General features: G+C 73.0%; 16 protein-coding genes and 2 tRNA genes. 3 read left to right on the top strand and 15 right to left on the bottom strand.

Translation table 11 applies throughout. The features are described from left to right. Nucleotides 1-97: 97 nt before the first annotated feature. The 5 genes from ABTZ91_RS11270 to ABTZ91_RS11250 all read right to left on the bottom strand — a co-directional run bounded on the left by ABTZ91_RS11270 (nt 98) and on the right by ABTZ91_RS11250 (nt 4,517). A complete protein-coding gene (locus ABTZ91_RS11270) occupies nt 98-850 on the bottom strand; it encodes a response regulator transcription factor (RefSeq protein WP_352076887.1) in 753 nt (250 codons plus the stop codon). Between the two features lie 83 nt (nt 851-933). Beyond that, on the bottom strand, nt 934-1,884 hold the full coding sequence (locus tag ABTZ91_RS11265; protein WP_352076886.1) for an amidohydrolase family protein: 951 nt from the start codon (nt 1,882-1,884) through the stop codon (nt 934-936). After that, the gene (locus ABTZ91_RS11260) at nt 1,871-2,467 is read right to left on the bottom strand and encodes an antibiotic biosynthesis monooxygenase (protein ID WP_352076885.1); all 597 of its coding nucleotides are present in this window, start codon (nt 2,465-2,467) and stop codon (nt 1,871-1,873) included. The genes ABTZ91_RS11265 and ABTZ91_RS11260 overlap by 14 nt, the downstream gene beginning before the upstream one ends. A 138-nt stretch (nt 2,468-2,605) precedes the next feature. Beyond that, the gene (locus tag ABTZ91_RS11255) at nt 2,606-3,469 is read right to left on the bottom strand and encodes a DUF2797 domain-containing protein (protein WP_352076884.1); all 864 of its coding nucleotides are present in this window, start codon (nt 3,467-3,469) and stop codon (nt 2,606-2,608) included. Between the two features lie 52 nt (nt 3,470-3,521). Further along, the gene (locus tag ABTZ91_RS11250; RefSeq protein WP_352076883.1) at nt 3,522-4,517 is read right to left on the bottom strand and encodes a Bro-N domain-containing protein; all 996 of its coding nucleotides are present in this window, start codon (nt 4,515-4,517) and stop codon (nt 3,522-3,524) included. A 180-nt stretch (nt 4,518-4,697) separates the two neighbouring features. On the opposite strand from ABTZ91_RS11250, the gene ABTZ91_RS11245 reads away from it, so the two are divergent. After that, entirely contained in the window at nt 4,698-5,081 is a 384-nt protein-coding gene (locus ABTZ91_RS11245; protein ID WP_352076882.1) for a hypothetical protein, read from the top strand. Between the two features lie 183 nt (nt 5,082-5,264). Here the strand turns inward: ABTZ91_RS11245 and ABTZ91_RS11240 are convergent, their stop codons facing one another. The 5 genes from ABTZ91_RS11240 to ABTZ91_RS11220 form a co-directional block, all read right to left on the bottom strand. After that, a complete protein-coding gene (locus tag ABTZ91_RS11240; protein ID WP_352076881.1) occupies nt 5,265-5,816 on the bottom strand; it encodes a DinB family protein in 552 nt (183 codons plus the stop codon). Nucleotides 5,817-5,980: 164 nt separating this feature from the next. Further along, on the bottom strand, nt 5,981-6,316 hold the full coding sequence (locus tag ABTZ91_RS11235; RefSeq protein ID WP_352076880.1) for a hypothetical protein: 336 nt from the start codon (nt 6,314-6,316) through the stop codon (nt 5,981-5,983). Between the two features lie 222 nt (nt 6,317-6,538). After that, entirely contained in the window at nt 6,539-6,745 is a 207-nt protein-coding gene (locus tag ABTZ91_RS11230) for an e9imm peptide (protein WP_352076879.1), read from the bottom strand. A gap of 1,092 nt (nt 6,746-7,837) precedes the next feature. Then, a tRNA-Arg gene (locus ABTZ91_RS11225) sits at nt 7,838-7,910 on the bottom strand. A gap of 371 nt (nt 7,911-8,281) precedes the next feature. Further along, nucleotides 8,282-8,375, bottom strand: a tRNA-Ser gene (locus ABTZ91_RS11220). Between the two features lie 195 nt (nt 8,376-8,570). Between ABTZ91_RS11220 and ABTZ91_RS11215 the strand changes: the two genes are divergently transcribed. Continuing rightward, nucleotides 8,571-8,999: an SSI family serine proteinase inhibitor gene (locus tag ABTZ91_RS11215; RefSeq protein WP_352076878.1), complete on the top strand. Its 429-nt coding sequence runs from the start codon at nt 8,571-8,573 to the stop codon at nt 8,997-8,999. A 166-nt stretch (nt 9,000-9,165) separates the two neighbouring features. Further along, on the top strand, nt 9,166-13,074 hold the full coding sequence (locus ABTZ91_RS11210; protein ID WP_352076877.1) for a PAS domain-containing protein: 3,909 nt from the start codon (nt 9,166-9,168) through the stop codon (nt 13,072-13,074). Nucleotides 13,075-13,247: 173 nt separating this feature from the next. Here ABTZ91_RS11210 and ABTZ91_RS11205 read toward each other — a convergent pair whose 3' ends face one another. The 5 genes from ABTZ91_RS11205 to ABTZ91_RS11185 form a co-directional block, all read right to left on the bottom strand. Then, entirely contained in the window at nt 13,248-14,900 is a 1,653-nt protein-coding gene (locus tag ABTZ91_RS11205; protein ID WP_352076876.1) for a long-chain fatty acid--CoA ligase, read from the bottom strand. Nucleotides 14,901-15,052: 152 nt separating this feature from the next. Beyond that, nucleotides 15,053-15,619 (bottom strand): SigE family RNA polymerase sigma factor, encoded by a 567-nt coding sequence (locus ABTZ91_RS11200; RefSeq protein ID WP_352076875.1) that lies wholly within the window; start codon nt 15,617-15,619, stop codon nt 15,053-15,055. A 282-nt stretch (nt 15,620-15,901) separates the two neighbouring features. Beyond that, nucleotides 15,902-17,068: a lipid-transfer protein gene (locus ABTZ91_RS11195; RefSeq protein WP_352076874.1), complete on the bottom strand. Its 1,167-nt coding sequence runs from the start codon at nt 17,066-17,068 to the stop codon at nt 15,902-15,904. Beyond that, the gene (locus ABTZ91_RS11190) at nt 17,065-17,586 is read right to left on the bottom strand and encodes a MaoC family dehydratase (protein WP_407077934.1); all 522 of its coding nucleotides are present in this window, start codon (nt 17,584-17,586) and stop codon (nt 17,065-17,067) included. Before ABTZ91_RS11190 ends, ABTZ91_RS11195 begins: the two co-directional genes overlap by 4 nt. Further along, complete coding sequence (locus ABTZ91_RS11185) at nt 17,583-18,683, bottom strand: acyl-CoA dehydrogenase family protein (RefSeq protein WP_352076873.1); 1,101 nt, start codon at nt 18,681-18,683, stop codon at nt 17,583-17,585. Before ABTZ91_RS11185 ends, ABTZ91_RS11190 begins: the two co-directional genes overlap by 4 nt.

Raw genomic sequence — 18,683 nt, 5'->3', positions numbered from 1 at the left:
GGTCGGCGGGGCGGCGGGTCGGGGGTAGGCGGATTGGCGGGGCGGCGGGGAGGCGGGGAATCCGGCCCCGGACAAGGCCGCGGGGGCACGGCGGGGGCTACTCCCCCGGCTTGATGAGGTACCCGGCCCCGCGGCGCGTGTGGATCATGGGGCTGCGGCCGGCGTCGATCTTCCGGCGCAGGTAGGAGATGTACAGCTCGACGACGTTGGCCTGTCCGCCGAAGTCGTACGACCACACGCGGTCCAGGATCTGCGCCTTGCTGAGCACCCGGCGCGGATTGCGCATGAGGTAGCGCAGCAGCTCGAACTCGGTGGCGGTGAGGTGGATGGACTCGCCGCCCCGGGTCACCTCGTGACTGTCCTCGTCCAGGGTGAGGTCCCCGACCGTGAGCAGCGACTCGCCGCGCGCCGCCTGCGCGGCCCCCGAACGCCGGATGAGCCCGCGCAGCCGGGCCACCACGTCCTCCACACTGAAGGGTTTGGTGACGTGGTCGTCGCCGCCCGCCGTGAGCCCGGCGATCCGGTCCTCCACGGCGTCCTTCGCGGTCAGGAACAGCACCGGCACCTCGGGCAACTCGCGCCGCAGCCGCCCCAGGACGGAGAGCCCGTCCATGTCGGGCAGCATCATGTCGAGCACGACGACATCGGGCCGGAACGCGCGCGCCGTCCGCAGCGCCCCGGCCCCGTCGCCCGCGCTGCGCACCTGCCAGCCCTCGTACCGCAGGGCCGTCGAGAGCAGCTCGGTGAGCGAGGCCTCGTCGTCGACGACGAGCACGCGGACGGCGGAACCGTCACGCCGGAGCAGATCGGTACGCGAGCGCGGAGGGGGCGAGGGAGTGGTCGCAGTCATGGGGCCACGGTTCTCGGCCCGCCTGAAACGCGCCTTGCGCTTCCCTGTGAATTCCCTGAGAACCGGGGCTCGGCCTCAGGAGTTCACGAGGGGGACGGGTGGGACCGGTGGGACCTGTAGGACTGGTGGGACCTGTAGGACTGGTGGGACTGGTTGGACTGGTGCGACAGCCGGAAGAGCCGTACGCCGTTGTCGTGGCAGACCGCCCGCAGCCAGTCGTCGCCGAGCCCGAGCCGTTCGAGGGCGTGGAGCTGATGGACGTACGGATAGGGGATGTTCGGGAAGTCGGACCCGAGCAGGATCCGGTCGCCGAGCGCCTGGAGCCGCTTGAGCTCGCCGGGCGGGAAGAGCGCGAGCCGCTCGCTGAAGTCGGTGAACGCCATGGTGGTGTCGAGGTGGACGCCCTCGTACCGCTCGGCGAGGTCAAGGAAGTCGGCGTACTCCGGCATGCCCATGTGGGCGACGATCAGCCGCAGCCGGGGGTGCCGGGCGAGCAGTCGCCCGACGGGGCCCGGGCCGGTGTACGCGCCGGGGGCGGGGCCGGAGCCGCAGTGGATCACGATCGGGGTCGCGGCCTCGGCGAGCAGGCCCCACACCTCGTCGAGGAGCGGGTCGTTGGGGTCGAAGCCGCCGACCTGGAGGTGCACCTTGAAGACACGGGCGCCGCGCTCCAGGGCCTGCCGGACGTAGCCGGGGGCGCCGGGTTCGGGGAAGAGGGTGGCGGTGTGGAGGCAGTCGGGGGTGCGGCCGGCGAAGTCGGCGGCCCAGTCGTTGAGCCAGGCGGCCATGGCCGGCTTGTGCGGGTAGAGCATCGACGTGAAGGCGAGCACCCCGAACTCCCGGAGCAGCGCGACCCGGCGGTCCTCCTCCTCGCGGTAGGTGATGGGCCACTCGATCCCGGTGAGGGGCCCGACGGCGTCGAAGTAGGCCCACACCTTGTCGAGGACGCTGCGGGGCATGAAGTGGGTGTGGACGTCGACGAGCCCGGGAATCCGGAGGCGGTCGGCCCACGCCCGTACGTCAGTCGCGGTCATGGACCACGTCCCGGTCGTGGGGCGCCGGGCGGGTGTGGCGCTCGGCGTGGTGGGTGTGGGCGGTGAGGTCTTCGCGGGCGTCTGGGGCTTCTCGGTCGACGAGGTCTTCGTGGTTGTCGTGGTTGTCGTGGTTGTCGCGACCGTCGCGGTCTTCGCGGTTGTCATGACCATCGCGGTTGTCATGACCGTCGCGGTCATCGCGGTCTTCGCGGTCACCGCTGTCGTCGCTGTCGTCGCTGTCGTCGCGGTCATCGCGGTCGAAGCCGTAGGCCCGCTCGACCTTGCCGATGTGCACGCGGTAGCTCTCGTACCAGTGTTCCCGGCCGTGTCGCTTGGCGGCCATGTGCTCGGGGTGGTGCTGCCAGGCGGTGAGTCCGTCGAGGTCGCGGAAGTAGGCGACGGTGATGCCGATGCCACCGGGCGTACGGGCGGACTCGTGGCCGAGGAAGCCGGGCATGTCCTTGACGAGCTCGTCCAGCTTGGCGGCGGTCTCGGCATATCCCTCCGGCGCGGCGGGCCGGATCGACGTGAAGACAGCGGTGTAGTAGGGCGGTTGGAAGCCGCCCACGAGGCTCTGGGTCATGTGATCACCCTGCGGGGGGACGAGCGGAGCTGTCCATGGAAGCCGCCGGAAGGGATCCAAGACTTTACGGTTCAGGGCTTCGGCGCGGGCGGGGGCACGGGGGCGGCGCGGGCGGGGCCCGGTGCGGTCAGGGGGCCTTCAGAACAGCTGCTCCTGCGCGTCCTCGCCGGGCAGGGCCGCCGTCACGGGAACGGTCACGGCATGACCGGCCGGCGCTGCCTCCAGCACCCAGCCGCTCATCAGCCGCGTGTCGAGGGCGAGATGGCGCCCGCCGGGGTCGAGGAGGTGCAGATCGGGCCCGGCGGCGGCGAGCAGCCGCCCGGCGACGACCCCGCCGGAGACGAGCTCGACGACGCTCCCGTCGTACGCGGGCAGGTCACCGATCCCGAAGACGTCCACGTGGTCGTGGACCCGGCAGGGCAGCACCTCCAGCGTCTCGGCCCAGACGCCGACGCCGACGGCCCGCCCGTACAGCTCCCGCACCTCGCGCGCCCGCTCCTCGACCGGCGGCAGGACGTGCCGGACGGCCCGCTTGCGCGCGTACGGGATGCGGTCGGGCACGGCGAGGGCGTGCCGCAGCACCTCCTCGGTCCGCCGCGCGGCCATGAGGGGGCCGCGGCCGAGCCAGCTGAAGGCGACCGCGCCCTGTTCGAGCAGACGCGCGTCACCGCGCTGCTCGGCGGTGATGCCGACCTTCACCATGGCGGGCCCGAACCAGGCGAGATAGACGCGGTACGGGCGCGGGTCGTCGGCGAGGGTGTCGGCCGCCACCGAGTGTGCCCGGTCGAGCCGCGCGCAGTCGGCGCACCGGCTGCCGGTGCCGCGGCCGGGGACGACGGCGGCCAGGGGGCAGGGGTTGCCCCGGGCGCCGACGCACCGCCGCTCGCCGACGGCCCGGAAGGCGATGTCCCGCCCCGGGGAGAGCGCGCTGAGCCGGCCGCCCTCCCACCGCAGCGCGGGTGCCCCGCCGCGCCACGAGATACCGCCGCTCCGCCACACCATGCGTCCAGTGTCGGGCAGACCACTGACAGCGCCTGCGGCACCGGACCTCGGGTCAGGGCAACACGTACAGCAGTCCTCCACCGGACCCGGTCCCGTCGGACCCGGTCCCGCCCGAGCCGGTCCCGTCGGACCCGCTGCCCTTGCCTCCCCCCGGTCCCGTACCTCCGGCTTGGCGCATGCAGCCGCGCTCGACGAGCACGCGGACACATTCACGGACCCGCTCGGCCGTGAGGCCGGTGCGGCGGGCCACGTCGTCGAGGCGGTAGCGGACGCCGCCCCGGAGGAGCGCGGGCGCGAGGTAGGCGGCGACGGCGTGGACGTCCTCGCTCACGACGGCGTTCCGCGCGCGCCAGGAGTCGAGGAGTTGTTGCGGGGTGAGAGGGGCGGGGGAGGCCGGGCCGGGTTCGTACGGCGCCGAACGCTGGGCGGGGAGGGAGAGGCGTTCCAGACAGGCGGCGATCCGGTTGAGGTCCCTCCCGGCCTGCCGCAGCAGCTCGACGCGCTCGCTCTCGTCGTCGAACCGCGCGGTGCTCTCCTCCAGCCGTACGAGGGCGTCGAGGAGCGGCTGCGGAAGGACGAACGCGGAGCTGTGGCCGGAGGCGGAGGGCGCCCCGGGCGACGGTTCGAGCCCGTAGGACCCGTCGCGCTGCACGTCGGCGACGACCTGGGCGACCCATGCCTTGAACGGCGCCGCCTGTGCCTTGGTGGAGGCGGCGACGAGCTGGACGAGCCCTTCGAGGCACACGAGCCGGGTGGACTTCTTCAGGCCCTTGAGACTCGCTCGGCCGCTGGCGGCGCGGGGCCCGTGCGCCGCTATGCCGGAGTCGACGGGGGCCATGACGTCGATCGGGAGCTCGGCGAGGGTGGTGTGCAGGGCGTCCGCGACATGCGCGCGGAGGGCCTGCCGGGCGCTGGCGTAACCGAGCTGACGGGCCACGTCCACGGCGGGGAACCAGTGCGATCCGTCCAATAGCGTGAGCCTCCGCAGTCGCGCTCCGGTGGCGGCGTACACGAAGTCGTCGATGTCGACGGCGTCGACGGCGTTCATCGGACATCACCTCCATCAGCACGCTAGGCCGAGGGCATATTCGACTGTCATGGAATCAGTTCGGTTCACCCGAAGGTGTGGCCCGCTCCGTGGACGTCCCGTTGTGTGACCCCAGGGGCCGGTGAAGGCGTCCGAGGCCCCGGCGTACGAGGAGCCGTCGTCCTCTGCGAAAGTGACCCGGTGCTGCAGAACCCTGAGAACACCCTGTTCGTCCGGGCCGCGCCCCCGCTCCTCGTGCTCACCGAGGCCCCGGTCCACGACGCCCTGCCCCCGCTCGGCCCGACCGACGCCGACGGCGAGGTGCCTCGCTGCGAGGGCTGGGGCATCGTCCCGAGGCTCACCCTGTGCGTCGTGGACGGCCCCGGCGACCACGGCACCATGATCCCGTCCCTGGCGGCGCCGGTCCTCGGCGACGGCGACCTGGCGGACTGGTGCGAGGACGCGGAGCGCGCCGGCGGTGCCGTGGTCATCTCCCTTCCGACCCCGCTCCCGCCCCACCCCGACCTCCCCACCCTCACCCACCCGGGCACCGCCCGCGGCGGCTTCGTCCCCCTCCTCGTCTGACCCGGGCCGGCCGTCCGGAGCTCACCTTCCCGCGGTTCGCATCCGAGGGCTTCCACCTGGCCCTCCCGTCCCGAAATGAGCAGCAGAGCAGCTCCGGGATCCGTCCATCCGACGGGCGCGCGAGGCGTACGCGGTCATACGCACAGGGCCAGGGCGGTCCACCCCCCCCCGACGTACGTCAGTTCACCTCGGCGGATCCTCGCCCGTGAGTCCGTCGACGGATTCACGGATGAGGTCGGCGTGACCGGCGTGCCGGGCGTACTCCTCGACGAGGTCGAGGAGAATGCGGCGGAGGTTGGGGCGTTCGCCGCTGCGGGTGGTGTATGCGCCGAGTTGGTCCAGCCCACCCGTGCTGAGCGCCTTGTCGACAATGGCTCGGGAGCGGGCGACGGATTCCTGCCAGAGAGCGAGCAGTTGCTCGGGGGTGTCCTCGGCGGCGGAGCGGTAGTCCCAGTCGGGAGTGCTGTCCCAGTCGACGGTGTCCCAGGGAGCACCGACGGGGGTGCCGAGCCACAGCCGGGCGAAGTGACTGTCCTCTATGTGCGCCAGGTGCTTGAGCAGGCCGCCCAGAGTGATGGCGGACCTGCCGAGCGTGGCGCGAAGGCCAGAGGCGTCCAGTCCAGAGCACTTCCAGGCGAGGGTGGCCCGCTGCCGTTCGAGTGCGCCGAGGATGGCTGCCGCCTCGGTGCCGGCGAGTGGAGGTTCCGGCCAGGCTTCGGTTTTGCTCTGCGTCATGGCCGCCGACCCTAGCGAACGGAGCTGACAGCGCAGCCGATTGGTGCACTGCTCGACGAACCGACCGACAAAGCCCCAAGATCCGCCGGACACCCCAGGGGTAAGCCTCGCCTGACGTCGGCGAGAGGATGCGGCCTCCTGATCCGTAGCTCTAGCCGGATCGGTCAGCGGCGGTCATTGATAGGTGGCGGAGTCCAATCCAGCCTCCCCTTCTCCAGAGTGGCCAAGATCCATTCGCGTCCTGCTGGTCCTGCCACGTTCCACGTCCAGTACATCGGACGCTTGTGTTCGCGCCAAGGTGGCCACCGCCTCGTGGGTCTCACACCACCCGCGAGGTTGTGCACGAGATCGGAAAGCCAGGCGATGCAGGCGACGTAATCGTCGTCAGGCCAGGTCTTCAGTGCTTTGCGGCGCCTGGCCATGCTGCGGATTTCGAGGACGGCCATATAGGTCAGATAGGCGGCCGCCGTCTGATCGTCGACCTGTCGCCTTTTGGTCACTTATGCTCCCTGTCCTCGCGCGCATGCACGCGGAACAGTAGTGAGTCGACCGGCCCCGGCCCACCACTCACCCCAACTCCCATCCCGTCTCGTAAGGGCGGGCGTCGACGCATCGCGCGGGCCGCAGGCAGGGCGTCGCGCGGAGCGGAGTCGAAGCCCGCCCGGCGGAGCGGAACGCAGCCGGGTGCTCGATGAAGGAGAGAAAGTCTTACCGCACCGCCCTCAGAGGGCGATCGGCTTGTAGGCCAGTGCCCTGTCGACGACCTTCTCGGCGGTCAGCTCCGGATCGAAGTTCCAGAAGATGTAGTCGCTGATGTGAGGGCACGCCAGGCCGCGCCTTAGGTCGTCCAGGATGTCGTCCCCCTCGGCCTCGGAGGTCTCCCCGTTCATGAGGCGCTGCACGAGGGGAATCGCTTCCTCACGGGACATCCGCGTCGGCTTCATGGTCTCGGCCGCCGCCCCGTCAGTCGGCGGCCGTCGTGGCTCCGCACCCCGGGGCTCCCGCACTCCGAATCGCACTGGACCCGCTGGTCACGCACCACGGTCACGTCCTTCGCATCTCGAACTCGGTCGGTTGTCGCACCACTCGGGCCTCCCGGTCTCGGTCCTCACCGACGCCCTGTCGTCACCGACGACTCGATGGACGCGCCAAGGGCTACGGCAGGCGCAACATACTCCCAACGGCCCCGCTCCCGCCCCACCCCGACCTCCCCACCCTCACCCACCCGTGGCACCGCCCGTGGCGGCTTCGTCCCCCTCCTCAACTGACCCACCAGCACCAAAGCCCCCGCTCCCGTCCGGGCTGCCACCCGCGTTCACTGGTGCCGTGGTCTTCCGACCCCAGCGCCCCGAAATCTGAGGCGTTTAGGGTCTATGCCGTGATGAGTTCAGGTGACGACCGGGCAGCCCGTATGCGACAAGAGCTGGCTGGCTACGCCGCGCGTAGTGACGAAGGGTTGGACAACTTCCTCGGACACATCAGGCACCGCATGGAGACAGCTCGGCAGACGGGAGTGAACGTGCCGGAGAACCTATACGAGCGGGTGGAACGGCTGTCCGACCGGCGTGGATGGCCCTCCATGCGCTGATCCAAGCCCCGCTGCTGCCCCGCGTCCGTGGACGTCCCCGGTAAAACACGATGTGGGGGCCATGACCCTAAGACTCGCCCGGTGCAGCCGGCCGCCCTACGCTGCCGTACAACCCGAAGGCCAAGGCGCGCCGCGTCCGCGTCCACACCTGCGCGTCACTCCTGCTCGCTCAGGGGGTGCACGCCCAGGTCATCGTGGAGGCGCTCGGGCACAGCCCGCTCACGATGACGCTCGACACCCACGCCCACGTCATGCAGACGACGCTGCGGGCCGCAGCGGGTCGGATGGATGAGGCACTCGGGCCTGACACCAACGACGGGGTCTTGTAGTCGGACGCTCTGATGGCGTCGTCTGCGCGCCCGATCTAGGCGTTGATGTCATCCGCTGCTGTCAAAGGCCCCGCCGGGCGAACCGGCGGGGCCTTTGACCTATGTGCACTCGGCAGGATTCGAACCTGCAACCTTCTGATCCGTAGTCAGATGCTCTATCCGTTAAGCTACGAGTGCTTGTTTTTAGTTCTTGCCTCCGCTCCCCGGCCTTTCGGCCCGCTCGCGGCGACAGGAAGAACATTACATGACTGCCGCCGCCATGTGAAATCCATTAGCCACACCCCTTGTGACCTGCGAAAACGCCCTCCGCGATCAAGACCGGCGGCCCGGTGGCGGACGGCGTACGGGTGGGTCGGCGTGGCCGGAATCAGGGAAAAGAGACCGGGGTCACACCCCAGGGCGGGGTCGCCTGCGCAGCTCGCGCGGACCCTCCCGCGGGACCGCCCGCGAAGCTCGCGCGCACCCACCCCGGAGCACCCTCGCGAAGCTCGCGCACGCCCTCCCCGGAACGCAGCGAAGCCCCAGTCGGCGGGACCGGGGCTTCGTGGTGGCGGAGGCGGAGGGATTTGAACCCTCGATGGGCTTTAAGACCCAAACCGCATTAGCAGTGCGGCGCCATAGACCGGACTAGGCGACGCCTCCATGCACCCCGCGCGTACGCGAGTGGTGCGTGCAGATGATGACACAGACGAGCCGGGTGTCACCAATCGGTTTCACCGTACTCGCCCCCGGGGGCCGAGGGCAAAGCCCTCGCGCGGCGCATCCCGGGTGCGCAACGGAGCGCCGACCGGAGCGTTAGGGAGGGAAGAACGACCGACCGCCGCCCCAGGAGTCCCCATGCTGCGTCCCCTCCTCCTCGCGACCTTCGCGACCGTCGCCACCACCACCGGCGGCCTCGGCCCGCTCCCCCCGCTGCCGCTGCTCTCCTCGCCCGACACGCTCACCGTGAGCATCGAGCGGAGCGGCCACCCCGACGCCGACGGCACCTTCCGGCTGGAGTGCGGCGGCGGCACGCCCGGCGGCACCCACCCCGCCGCCGAGAACGCCTGCAAGCGGCTCGACCAGTTCGCCGAGGCCGGCGGCAACCCGTTCGCCCCCGTGCCGGAGGACCGGATGTGTACGCAGATGTACGGAGGTCCGGCCACCGCCCACATCACCGGCAGCTGGCAGGGCCGGAGCATCGACGCCCGCTTCTCCCGGGCCGACGGCTGCGAGATCGAGCGCTGGGAGAACCTCCGGCCGGTCCTCCCCCGTGTCAAGGCCTGAGCACACAACCCCCACCCCATGTCCAGAGGCGGAGGCCCTCCCTCCCTTAGACTCCCTCCGTGACAGGCCACGGCCCGAGGGGCAAGATGGGGCCGGCCGGCCACCAGGCAAGGGCTGCAGGCACATGCAGTAGTTCAGGGCAGTGGGTTCAGGGAGGAAGCGTCTCGTGAGCAGCAGGCCATCCCGAGGCGCTGCTCGCCTCGCAGCCATACTCGACGCGCTCCCCGACGGTCTCGTGCTCGTCAACTGCAACGGCACCGTCGTCAACGCCAACACCATCGCCCTCGGCATGTTCGAGACGCCCGGCACCGCCCTCGTCGGCCGCGGGCTGCTCGACCTGCTGCCGGACTTCGACTCGCGCCTGATCCCCGGCTCGATGCGCCGCCCCGAGGCGGCCGACGACCGGGGACGCACCCGGCCGACCCGGATGATGGCCCGCCGCACGGACGGCAGCGAGTTCCCCGTCGAGGTGACCAGCGCCAGCCTGGAGGACGGGCGCGAGGCCTACGACTCGTACAGCGGCTACACCGGCGACGAGCTGCTCATGCTGGTCGTACGAGACCTCACCGGCACCCTCGACACCGAGGCGGAACTCGCCCGCTCCCAGCGCCAGACCGAGATGATCCTGCGCGCCGCGTCCGAGGGCGTCGTCGGCACCGACACCGACGGCCGGGTCGTCCTCGTGAACCCCGCCTTCGCGCAGATCCTCGGCTACCGGGCCACCGAGCTCGGCGGCGCCGAGCTGCACCCCTTGATCCTCCCCAAGCGCGCCGACGGCGAGCCCTTCCCGTACGAGGAGTCGGCGCTCGCCGACACCCTCAAGTCCGGCCGCAAGCACCGCGTCCGCGGGCAGGTGCTGTGGGCGAAGAACGGTGCCCGGGTCCCGGTCGACCTCACCACCGCGCCGGTACGCGACGGGGACCAGCTCGTCGGCGCCGTCATGACCTTCACCGACCGCAGGCCGTACGAGCAGCTCGCCGAGAAGCACGCCGCCGAGCTCGCCGACCTGGCCGAGCGCCACGCGGCGGAGCTGGAGCAGCGGGCGGCGGAGCTGGCACGGGAGAAGAAGCGGTACGAGGCGCTCGCCGCCCGGCACGAGCAGCTGACGGCCGTCCTCGGCGAGTCGCTGCGCGGGCCCCTGGAGGAGCTGCGCACCGAGCTCGCCACCCTCGCCGCCGACGACGCCGGGCAGCTGTGGCCCGAGGCGAACCAGTTGCTGCACCACCTGGCCGCCGGCTACGCCCGGATGACCACCCTCGTCGACAACGTCCTCGGCTACCAGCGGCTCGACGCGGGCAAGGAGTCCCTCGACAAGGCGGTGACGCTGCTCGACGGGGTCGTGACGGCGGGCATCGACGGTGCCGTGGAGCTGATCGGGCCGGGCCGGGCGCAGTTCGCCGTGCACGCGCCGCCGGTCGAGGCCGAGGTGGACGCGGCGCGCCTGACGACCGCGCTCGCGCACCTCGTGGCCGACGTGGCCGGAGTCGACGCGACCGGCAAGAGCAGCAGGGCCGCGCAGGCCGGCGGCGTGGGCGGGGCCGGTGACACGACGATCGTCGTCGCGGCCGCGCAGCGCGGTGAGGTCGTACGGATCGAGGTCCGCGGCCCGTACGCGGGCGGCGACCCGGTCCACCAGCCGATCGTGCGCGGGATCGTCGCCGCGCACGGCGGCGTCGTGCAGACGCACGAGGTGCCGGGCACGACCGGCAGCGCGTACGTGGTGGAGGTGCCGCTCGGCGCCGGCCGCGGCACCGTCGCCGCGCCCGAGCAGCCGCAGCGGCCCGAGCCGGGCCCGGGCGCGCCCGCCCGTCCCGCGCTTCCGGCGCAGGCCTCGCCCTCCGACTCCGAGGTGCCCCGGGGGCTCGATGGTGCCGCCGCGCAGGAGCGCGCCGGTGGTGACCAGGCCGACGGCGGCGGCCCCGTGGGCGGCGAGGAGGCTGTCGGCGGTGGCGGCCGACGGCGTGCCCGTCGGGGCTCCACGGACGCGTTCCTGCAGAGCCCGATGGTCCCCGAGGGCGGTCCGCTGCCCGAACCGACCGGCCGCCGCCGCGGCCGTACGGACGAGACACCCGCCGCCGGTACGCCGGGGACATCGGGGATGCCGGGCCCAGCGGGGACACCGGGGATGCCGGGGGTGCCGGGGACGGCGCCCGCTCAGGGTGCGGCCCAGGCCCCGCAGGGCGTGGCCGGGACTCCGGCCGACCTGATCCCGGCCCAGAACGTACGAGGGACCGAGTCCTCCGGCACCGGCCGCCGTCGTGGCCGGCCCGCCGAGGGCTCCGTGATGACCGCCGCCGAGAGCGCGCAGGGCCGGCCGGCGCTCGGCGACACCGTTCCGCCGCAGGGCGTGCCCGTCGAGGCCGCCCCCGCGGCGGCGCTCGCGCTGCCCGCCGTCGCCTCACCGGATCAGTCGCAGCAACCCCAGCAGCCTCCGCAGCCCACCGGGCGTCGGCGGCGTGCGCTGGCCGCCGCGCAGGAGCGGGCCGCGGCCGCCGAGGCGGGCCCGCGGACGCCGTTCGCGCTGCCGCCGGCCGACGCCGACCGCCCCCACGACGCGGTCGACCCCGCCGGCCACGCCGGCCCCGCCGGCCACGAGGCCGTACGGGCGCTGCCGGAGGACGAGCACACGCCGCCGCAGCCGCACCCGCTGCCCGGCGCGCGGCCCGCGCCCGGAGCTCCGGCACCCACGTCCGATCCCGCCCCCGCGCCCGCCGGCACCACCCGCACCACCAGTGGGACCGGCACCGGCTCCGTACCGCTTCCGCCGGAGATGCCCGTGTCCGGCCCGGTACACAGGCCGGCGAACGGCCCTGCGAACGGCCCTGCGAGCGGTTCCGTGCACGGCCCCGTGACCGGCGCCGCGCCTGGCTCAGCGCCTGGCCCCGCCGCCGGCCCCGCGCCGAAGGACTCGACGCAGGGACGGGCCTTCAGCGTCCGTACGCTCGGCCAGGGCGTGCCCTTCGTGCAGCCGACGACCCCGGCGGCGGCTCCGGCGGGCCGGCCCGCGGCGCCCGGCCCCGCGCCCACCCCCGCCCCCGCCGCTCCCTCCGGGCGCCGGCGCAAGCTCGGCAATCCCGCCGAGGAGAGCCGCCCGGCGCCGTCGGACACCACGGCCACGGGCAGGACCCACCCGGCGGCGGAAGCCACGGCCCCCGCTCCGGCGCCCGGTTCCACGCCCCCGCCGGTCCCCGCCGCGCCCAAGCTCGGCCCGACACCCGCGCCCGAGGGGCGTGCCTACGCCATAGGGGCGCCCGCCGAGGGCTCGGCGGAAGGGCCGGAGCCGCTGGACGGCCCCGGTGGCGCCGTGGAGGTGTCGAACCAGCCGCTGCCGCAGCCCGTCGACGACGAACTGCCGCCGGAGCCCCTGGACAACCCGCGTCGGCTGCTCGTCTGGCCCGCGCCCGACGTGGCCACGCAGCAGGCGCTGAGCGACCGCGGCTACCGACCGGTGATCGTGCACTCCCGCGAGGAGGTCGACGCGCAGATCGCCGCCTTCCCGGCCGCGCTCTTCGTCGACCCGCTGACCGGGCCGATCACCCGTACCGCGCTCCAGTCGCTGCGCCAGGCGGCCGTCGCCGCCGAGGTGCCGGTGCTGCTCGCGGCCGGGCTCGGGCAGGCGACACGGGAGGCGGCGTACGGCGCCGATCCCGCCGTCCTGCTCAAGGCGCTGGCACCGCGCGACAGCGAGCAGCACCCGTCCCGCGTGCTGCTGATCGAGGAGAGCGAGGAGATCGCGCAGGCGCTCGCGGCGACCCTGGAGCGGCGCGGCATGCAGGTGGCGCGGGCGGCGGCCGACACGGAGGCGGTGACGCTGGCCGCGCAGATGCGGCCGAACCTGGTGGTGATGGACCTGATGCAGGTGCGCCGCCGCCGGGCCGGGATCATCGACTGGCTGCGCGCCAACGGCCAGTTGAACCGCACCCCGCTCGTCGTCTACACCTCCGCCGACCTCGACGAGGCCGAACTGCCCAGGCTCGCCTCGGGCGAGACGGTGCTCTTCCTGGCCGAACGGTCGACGAGCACCGAGGTGCAGGCCCGGATCGTCGACCTGCTCGCGAAGATCGGCACCAACTAGGCACGAGGCCGACGGCAGACGGGCGTACGAGCGTACGGGTACGGGCCTACGGGTACGGGCCTATGGGTACGGGCCTACGGGTACGGGCCTACGGGTACGGGTGTACGAGGGAGGTCGGAGCCCCCCTCGTACACCCGTCCCGTCCCGTCCCGTCTACGGCCCCGTACCGACGGCTACAGCCGCGTCACGTCCAGCTCGCCGTCCGCGTACTGCTTGCGGATCACCTTCTTGTCGAACTTGCCGACGCTCGTCTTCGGAACCGCCGGCACGATCGCCCAGCGCTCCGGGAGCTGCCACTTGGCGATGCCGCCCTCGGTGGCGAGGAAGGCGCGCAGCTCCTCGTAGTCCGCGCTCGCGCCCTCCTTGAGGACGACGGTCGCCAGCGGGCGCTCGCCCCACTTCTCGTCCGGGACGGCGACGACGGCGGCCTCGGCGACGGCCGGGTGGCCCATGAGCGCGTTCTCCAGCTCGACGGAGGAGATCCACTCGCCGCCGGACTTGATGACGTCCTTGGCGCGGTCGGTGAGGGTGAGGTAGCCGTCGGGGCTGATGACGCCGACGTCGCCGGTCTTGAGCCAGCCGTCGGCGCTGAACTTGTCGTCGGGCCGGAAGGCCTCGCCCGCGGCGCCGCCGTAGTACGCGCCGGCGATCCAGTTGCCGCGGACCTCCAGCTCGCCCGCGGACTCGCCGTCCCAGGGCAGGATCTCGCCGCCGGGGCCGACCAGGCGGCCCTCGACTCCGGCCGGGAAGCGGCCCTGGGTGATCCGGTAGGGCCACTCCTCCTCGGCGGTCAGACCGGCCGGCGGGTGGGCCATGGTGCCGAGCGGAGAGGTCTCCGTCATGCCCCAGGCGTGGCAGAGGCGGACGCCCAGCTTGTCGTACGCCTCCATGAGGGAGGGCGGACAGGCGGCGCCGCCGATGGTGACCTGGGCCATGGAGGTCAGGTCGCGGGGCCGGGCGGTGACCTCGGCGAGCAGGCCCTGCCAGATGGTGGGGACGGCGGCGGCGTGGGTCGGCTTCTCGCGCTCGATCATCTCGGCGAGCGGGGCCGGCTGCAGGAACCGGTCCGGCATCAGCATGTTGATGCCCGTCATGAAGGTCGCGTGCGGCAGCCCCCACGCCAGCACGTGGAACTGCGGCACGACCACCAGGGTCGTGTCCTCGTCGGTCAGGCCCATCGACTCGGCCATGCTGACCTGCATGGAGTGCAGGTAGATGGAGCGGTGGGAGTAGACGACGCCCTTGGGGTCGCCGGTGGTGCCGGAGGTGTAGCACATGGCGGCGGCCGTGCGCTCGTCCAGCTCGGGCCAGTCGTACGTGGTGGGGCGGCCGGCGATCAGCTCCTCGTAGTCGTGCACGCGGGGAGCGGCACCGTCCAGGACGGAACGGTCGCCGGGGCCGGTCACGACGACGTGCTCCACGGTCGGCAGGTGCGGCAGCAGCGGGGCGAGGAGGGGCAGCAACGAACCGTTGACGATGACCACCCGGTCGGCGGCGTGGTTGACGATCCAGGCCAGCTGCTCGGGGGGCAGACGGAGGTTGAGGGTGTGGAGGACCGCGCCCATGGCGGGGATCGCGAAGTACGCCTCGACGTGCTCGGCGTTGTTCCACATGAGGGTGGCGACCCGCTCGTCGGCGGTGACCCCGAGTTCGTCGCGCAGGGCGTTGGCCAGCTGTCCGGCGCGGGCGCCCGTCTCCGCGAAGGTGCGGCGCTGCGGCTCGGCCTCTCCGGTCCAGGTGGTGATGGTGGACTTGCCGTGGATCCGCATCCCGTGCTCGAGAATGCGGGTGACGGTCAGTGGTACGTCCTGCATGGTGCTCAGCACGGCGTCCTCCCGGTGGGCGCTACGCGGCAGTAGGTGAAGTGGGGGTGTGGCGATTCTGCGCACATACCACGCGGTATGTCACTACCCGGGAGTACGGAAATTGCCAGCGATTACTGGCGTAACTGAGGGTAACCCGCCAGGAGCTGGGGCTCCTACCGAACGGGGGACAGCTCCGGGTCCTCGCGGAGCTTGCCCAGGGCCCGGGAGACGGCGCTCTTCACCGTGCCGACCGACACGCCGAGCACCTCGGCGGTCTGCGCCTCGCTCAGGTCCTCGTAGTACCTGAGGACGACCATCGCCCGCTGGCGGTCGGGCAGCTTCATCACCGCCCGCCACATCGCGTCGTGCAGCGCCTGGCGCTCCGCCGGGTCCGGCTCCGGCAGTCCGGCGGGCTCCGGCAGCTCCTCGCAGGCGAACTCGTCGACCTTGCGCTTGCGCCACTGCGACGTCCGGGTGTTGAGCAGCGCCCGGCGCACGTAACCGTCCAGGGCGCGGTGGTCCTCGATGCGCTCCCAGGCGACGAAGGTCTTGGCGAGCGCCGTCTGGAGCAGGTCCTCGGCATCCGACGGGTTCGCCGTCAGCGAGCGCGCGGTGCGCAGGAGGACGGGGCCGCGGGCCCGCACGTACGAGGTGAAGGAGGGGTACGCGGCGTGCGGCGCCGGGCGGCCGGCGGCGGTCGAGGCGCCGGTGCAGACGGGGCCAGGGGGTGGCGGAGTCATGGCTCCACGCTATGAGCGGCCCCCCACCTCGGGGATCGGCCCCAGGTCCCGAACCGCACTCCCTCTCAGGTTGTAGGGGTGGGGTCGTCTGCACCTCCTGTAGGTGGAGCCGCGGCCACCCGGCATCAGGGTCCGCCGGGGGGAGGGGGCGCGGGGGTACGGGGGTCGAGGGTGCGCGGGTGCGGGGTGCGGGTGCGGGGGTGCGCGGGTGCGGGGGTGCGGGTGCGGGGGTGCGGGAACGGGGCGGCGTCAGGGCTGTGCCTGTACGTGCCGGGGGCGGCGTCAGGTGTCCGTGCCCAGGATCAGCCCGGACGTGGGGACCCCGGTGCCGGCCGTGACCAAGGTCCGGGCCGCCCCGGGTATCTGGTTCACCGACGTGCCGCGCACTTGCCGGACCGCCTCCGCGATTCCGTTCATCCCGTGCAGATACGCCTCCCCCAACTGACCCCCGTGGGTGTTCAGCGGCAGCGCGTCCGCCGCCACGAAGTCGGCCGCCTCGCCCGGCCCGCAGAAGCCGAACTCCTCCAGCTGCATCAGCACGAACGGCGTGAAGTGGTCGTAGAGGATGGCCACGTCGATGTCCCCGGGGGCGAGCCCCGAGCTCCGCCACAGCTGGCGGGCCACCACGCCCGTCTCCGGCAGCCCCGTCAGCCCGTCCCGGTAGAAGCTGGTCATCGCCTCCTGGTTCCGCCCGGCGCCCTGGGCCGCGGCCAGGATCACTGCGGGCGGGCGCCGCAGATCGCGGGCGCGTTCGGTGGAGGTGACGACCAGGGCCTGGCCGCCGTCGGTCTCCTGGCAGCAGTCGAGCAGCCGCAGCGGCTCGGCTATCCAGCGGGAGGCGGCGTGGTCGGCGAGCGTGATCGGCTTGCCGTGGAAGTACGCGGCCGGGTTGGTGGCCGCGTGGCGGCGGTCGGTGACGGCGACATGAGCGAAGGCGTCCGGCGTGAGCCCGTAGGTGTGGAGATAGCGCTGGGCGATCATGGCGACCCAGGAAGCCGGGGTGAGCAGCCCGAAGGGCAGCTGCCAGCCGAGCGCCGCACCCTCCGCTGACGGCTCCCGGTGCTGGACGCCGGAACCGAAGCGGCGGCCCGAGCGCTCGTTGAACGCCCGGTAACAGACGACGACTTCGGCGATCCCGGTGGCGACGGCGAGGGCGGCCTGCTGGACGGTGGCGCAGGCGGCGCCGCCGCCGTAGTGGACGCGGGAGAAGAAGGACAACTCACCGATGCCGGCCGCCTGGGCGACGGTGATCTCGGGGCTGGTGTCCATGGTGAAGGTGACCAGGCCGTCGACGTCACCGGGCACCAGTCCGGCGTCGTCGAGCGCCGCCTGCACGGCCTCCACGGCGAGGGTGAGCTCGCTGCGGCCCGAGTCCTTGGAGAACTCGGTGGCGCCGATCCCCGCGATGGCGGCGAGGCCGCCCAGCGCATCGCGGGTGCGGACGCTCATCGCTGGCCCTCCTCGGGGTGGGCCGACTCTGCCACTACGGGGGGAGCGGACGGGGTCGGGGGCGGGGACCCGGGCTCGGGCGGGGGCGAGACCGCGGACCCGGACTCGGGCGGGTGCAGGACCGCGGACCGGGACTCGGGCGGGACCGTGGCCGTGACGGTGCCGGTCACGTGGTGACCGATGCCGTTGGCGCCGGTCACCCTCACCCGGACCGTCTCGCCGTCCACCTCCGTGACCGTGCCGGTCAAGGTCATCGTGTCTCCTGGGTAGTTGGGGGCGCCGAGCCGGATGGCGACCTTGCGCAGGACGGCGGTCGGGCCGAGGCGGTCGGTGATGTAGCGGCCGACGAGTCCGTTGGTGGTGAGGATGTTCATGAAGATGTCCGGGGAGCCCTTGGCCCGGGCGAGCTCCGCGTCGTGGTGGACGTCCTGGTAGTCACGGGAGGCGACCGCCCCGGCGACGATCAGGGTGCGGGTGATCGGGATCGTGAGCGGCGCCAGCTCGTCGCCTGGCTTCATGCGGGCTCTCCTTTCGCGAGCAGATCGCCCAGCTCGGCGAGGAGTTCGGTGCCGCAGCCCAGATACGCGTCGAGCTGCCGCCCCCAGAGGAAGTGCCGGTGGACGGGGTGGTCGAGGTCGGCGCCCAGGCCGCCGTGCAGGTGCTGGCCGGTGTGCACCACCCGCTTGCCCGCCTCGGAGGCCCACCAGGCCGCCGTCAGGGCGTGCTCGGCGGCGGGCAGCGCCTGGTCGTAGCGCCAGGCCGCCTCGTAGGCGGTGACCCGGATCGCCTCCGTGTCCATGTGGGCGTCGGCGGCCCTCAACTGCACCGCCTGGTTCGAGGAGAGCGGCCGCCCGAACTGCTCCCGCGTCGAGGTGTACGCGATCGCGCGGGCCAGCGAACCGGCGCAGACCCCCGCCTGGAGCCCGGCGAACGCGATCCGGGCGGCGGCGAGCACGTCCTCGTACGCCTCGGGCCCCGGGCCGCCGACAGGCTCCGCCGGTGTCCCGTCGAGGACGAGCCGCCCGGCGGACCAGGGGGCGGTGAGCTCGACCTCCTCGACCGGACCGGCGAGGTCCGCCGTGCGCACCAGCCAGAGAGCACGGTCACCGTCCGGGACGAGGACGTGGGTGGCGTCCCGCAGCCAGGGCACCCACCCGACGGTGCCGGTGAGCCGGCCACCACGGGCCCCGCCCGCCCGTACCCCTTCCCCGCCCGGCCCCGGCCCTGATCCCGGTCCCGGCCCACCCCGCCTCACTCCCGGGAGGGCGGGGAAGGCGCCCGTGACCACCGTCGTGCCGTCCCTGAGCCCCGGCAGCAGCCGGACGCGCTGCTCCTCCGTACCGTGCCGGGCGACGGCCAGCAGCCCGTACACGCCGCTCGCCGTGAACGGGACCTGCGCCGTCGTGCGCCCCTGCTCCTCGGCGAGCAGGACGAGCCCGAGCAGCCCGGTCTCCTCGACGGCCTCCATCAGGCCCACCGCGCACAGGGCCTTCCACAGCTCGGCGTCCGTACCCGTACCGGCGGCGGCGAGCCGCTCGTGCGTGGCGAGGTCGCCGAAGATCCGGGCGGCCAGGTCCCGGGCGGCCCGCTGCTCCTCCGTGGGCGTGAAGTCCAT

Source organism: Streptomyces sp. NPDC126499 (assembly GCF_040302485.1).
Classification (GTDB): domain Bacteria; phylum Actinomycetota; class Actinomycetes; order Streptomycetales; family Streptomycetaceae; genus Streptomyces.
Note: the sequence above shows the minus strand (reverse complement) of the source record. Positions and strands in the feature narration are given on the sequence as shown.

Coding starts and splice junctions, on each gene's coding strand:
- ABTZ91_RS11230 (WP_352076879.1), bottom strand. CDS start 6,745: ATGTCCCGTGAGGAAGCGATTCCCCTCGTGCAGCGCCTCATGAACGGG.
- ABTZ91_RS11265 (WP_352076886.1), bottom strand. CDS start 1,884: ATGACCGCGACTGACGTACGGGCGTGGGCCGACCGCCTCCGGATTCCC.
- ABTZ91_RS11255 (WP_352076884.1), bottom strand. CDS start 3,469: ATGGTGTGGCGGAGCGGCGGTATCTCGTGGCGCGGCGGGGCACCCGCG.
- ABTZ91_RS11200 (WP_352076875.1), bottom strand. CDS start 15,619: ATGACTCCGCCACCCCCTGGCCCCGTCTGCACCGGCGCCTCGACCGCC.
- ABTZ91_RS11260 (WP_352076885.1), bottom strand. CDS start 2,467: ATGACCCAGAGCCTCGTGGGCGGCTTCCAACCGCCCTACTACACCGCT.
- ABTZ91_RS11185 (WP_352076873.1), bottom strand. CDS start 18,683: ATGGACTTCACGCCCACGGAGGAGCAGCGGGCCGCCCGGGACCTGGCC.
- ABTZ91_RS11240 (WP_352076881.1), bottom strand. CDS start 5,816: ATGACGCAGAGCAAAACCGAAGCCTGGCCGGAACCTCCACTCGCCGGC.
- ABTZ91_RS11250 (WP_352076883.1), bottom strand. CDS start 4,517: ATGAACGCCGTCGACGCCGTCGACATCGACGACTTCGTGTACGCCGCC.
- ABTZ91_RS11215 (WP_352076878.1), top strand. CDS start 8,571: ATGCTGCGTCCCCTCCTCCTCGCGACCTTCGCGACCGTCGCCACCACC.
- ABTZ91_RS11270 (WP_352076887.1), bottom strand. CDS start 850: ATGACTGCGACCACTCCCTCGCCCCCTCCGCGCTCGCGTACCGATCTG.
- ABTZ91_RS11195 (WP_352076874.1), bottom strand. CDS start 17,068: ATGAGCGTCCGCACCCGCGATGCGCTGGGCGGCCTCGCCGCCATCGCG.
- ABTZ91_RS11190 (WP_407077934.1), bottom strand. CDS start 17,586: ATGAAGCCAGGCGACGAGCTGGCGCCGCTCACGATCCCGATCACCCGC.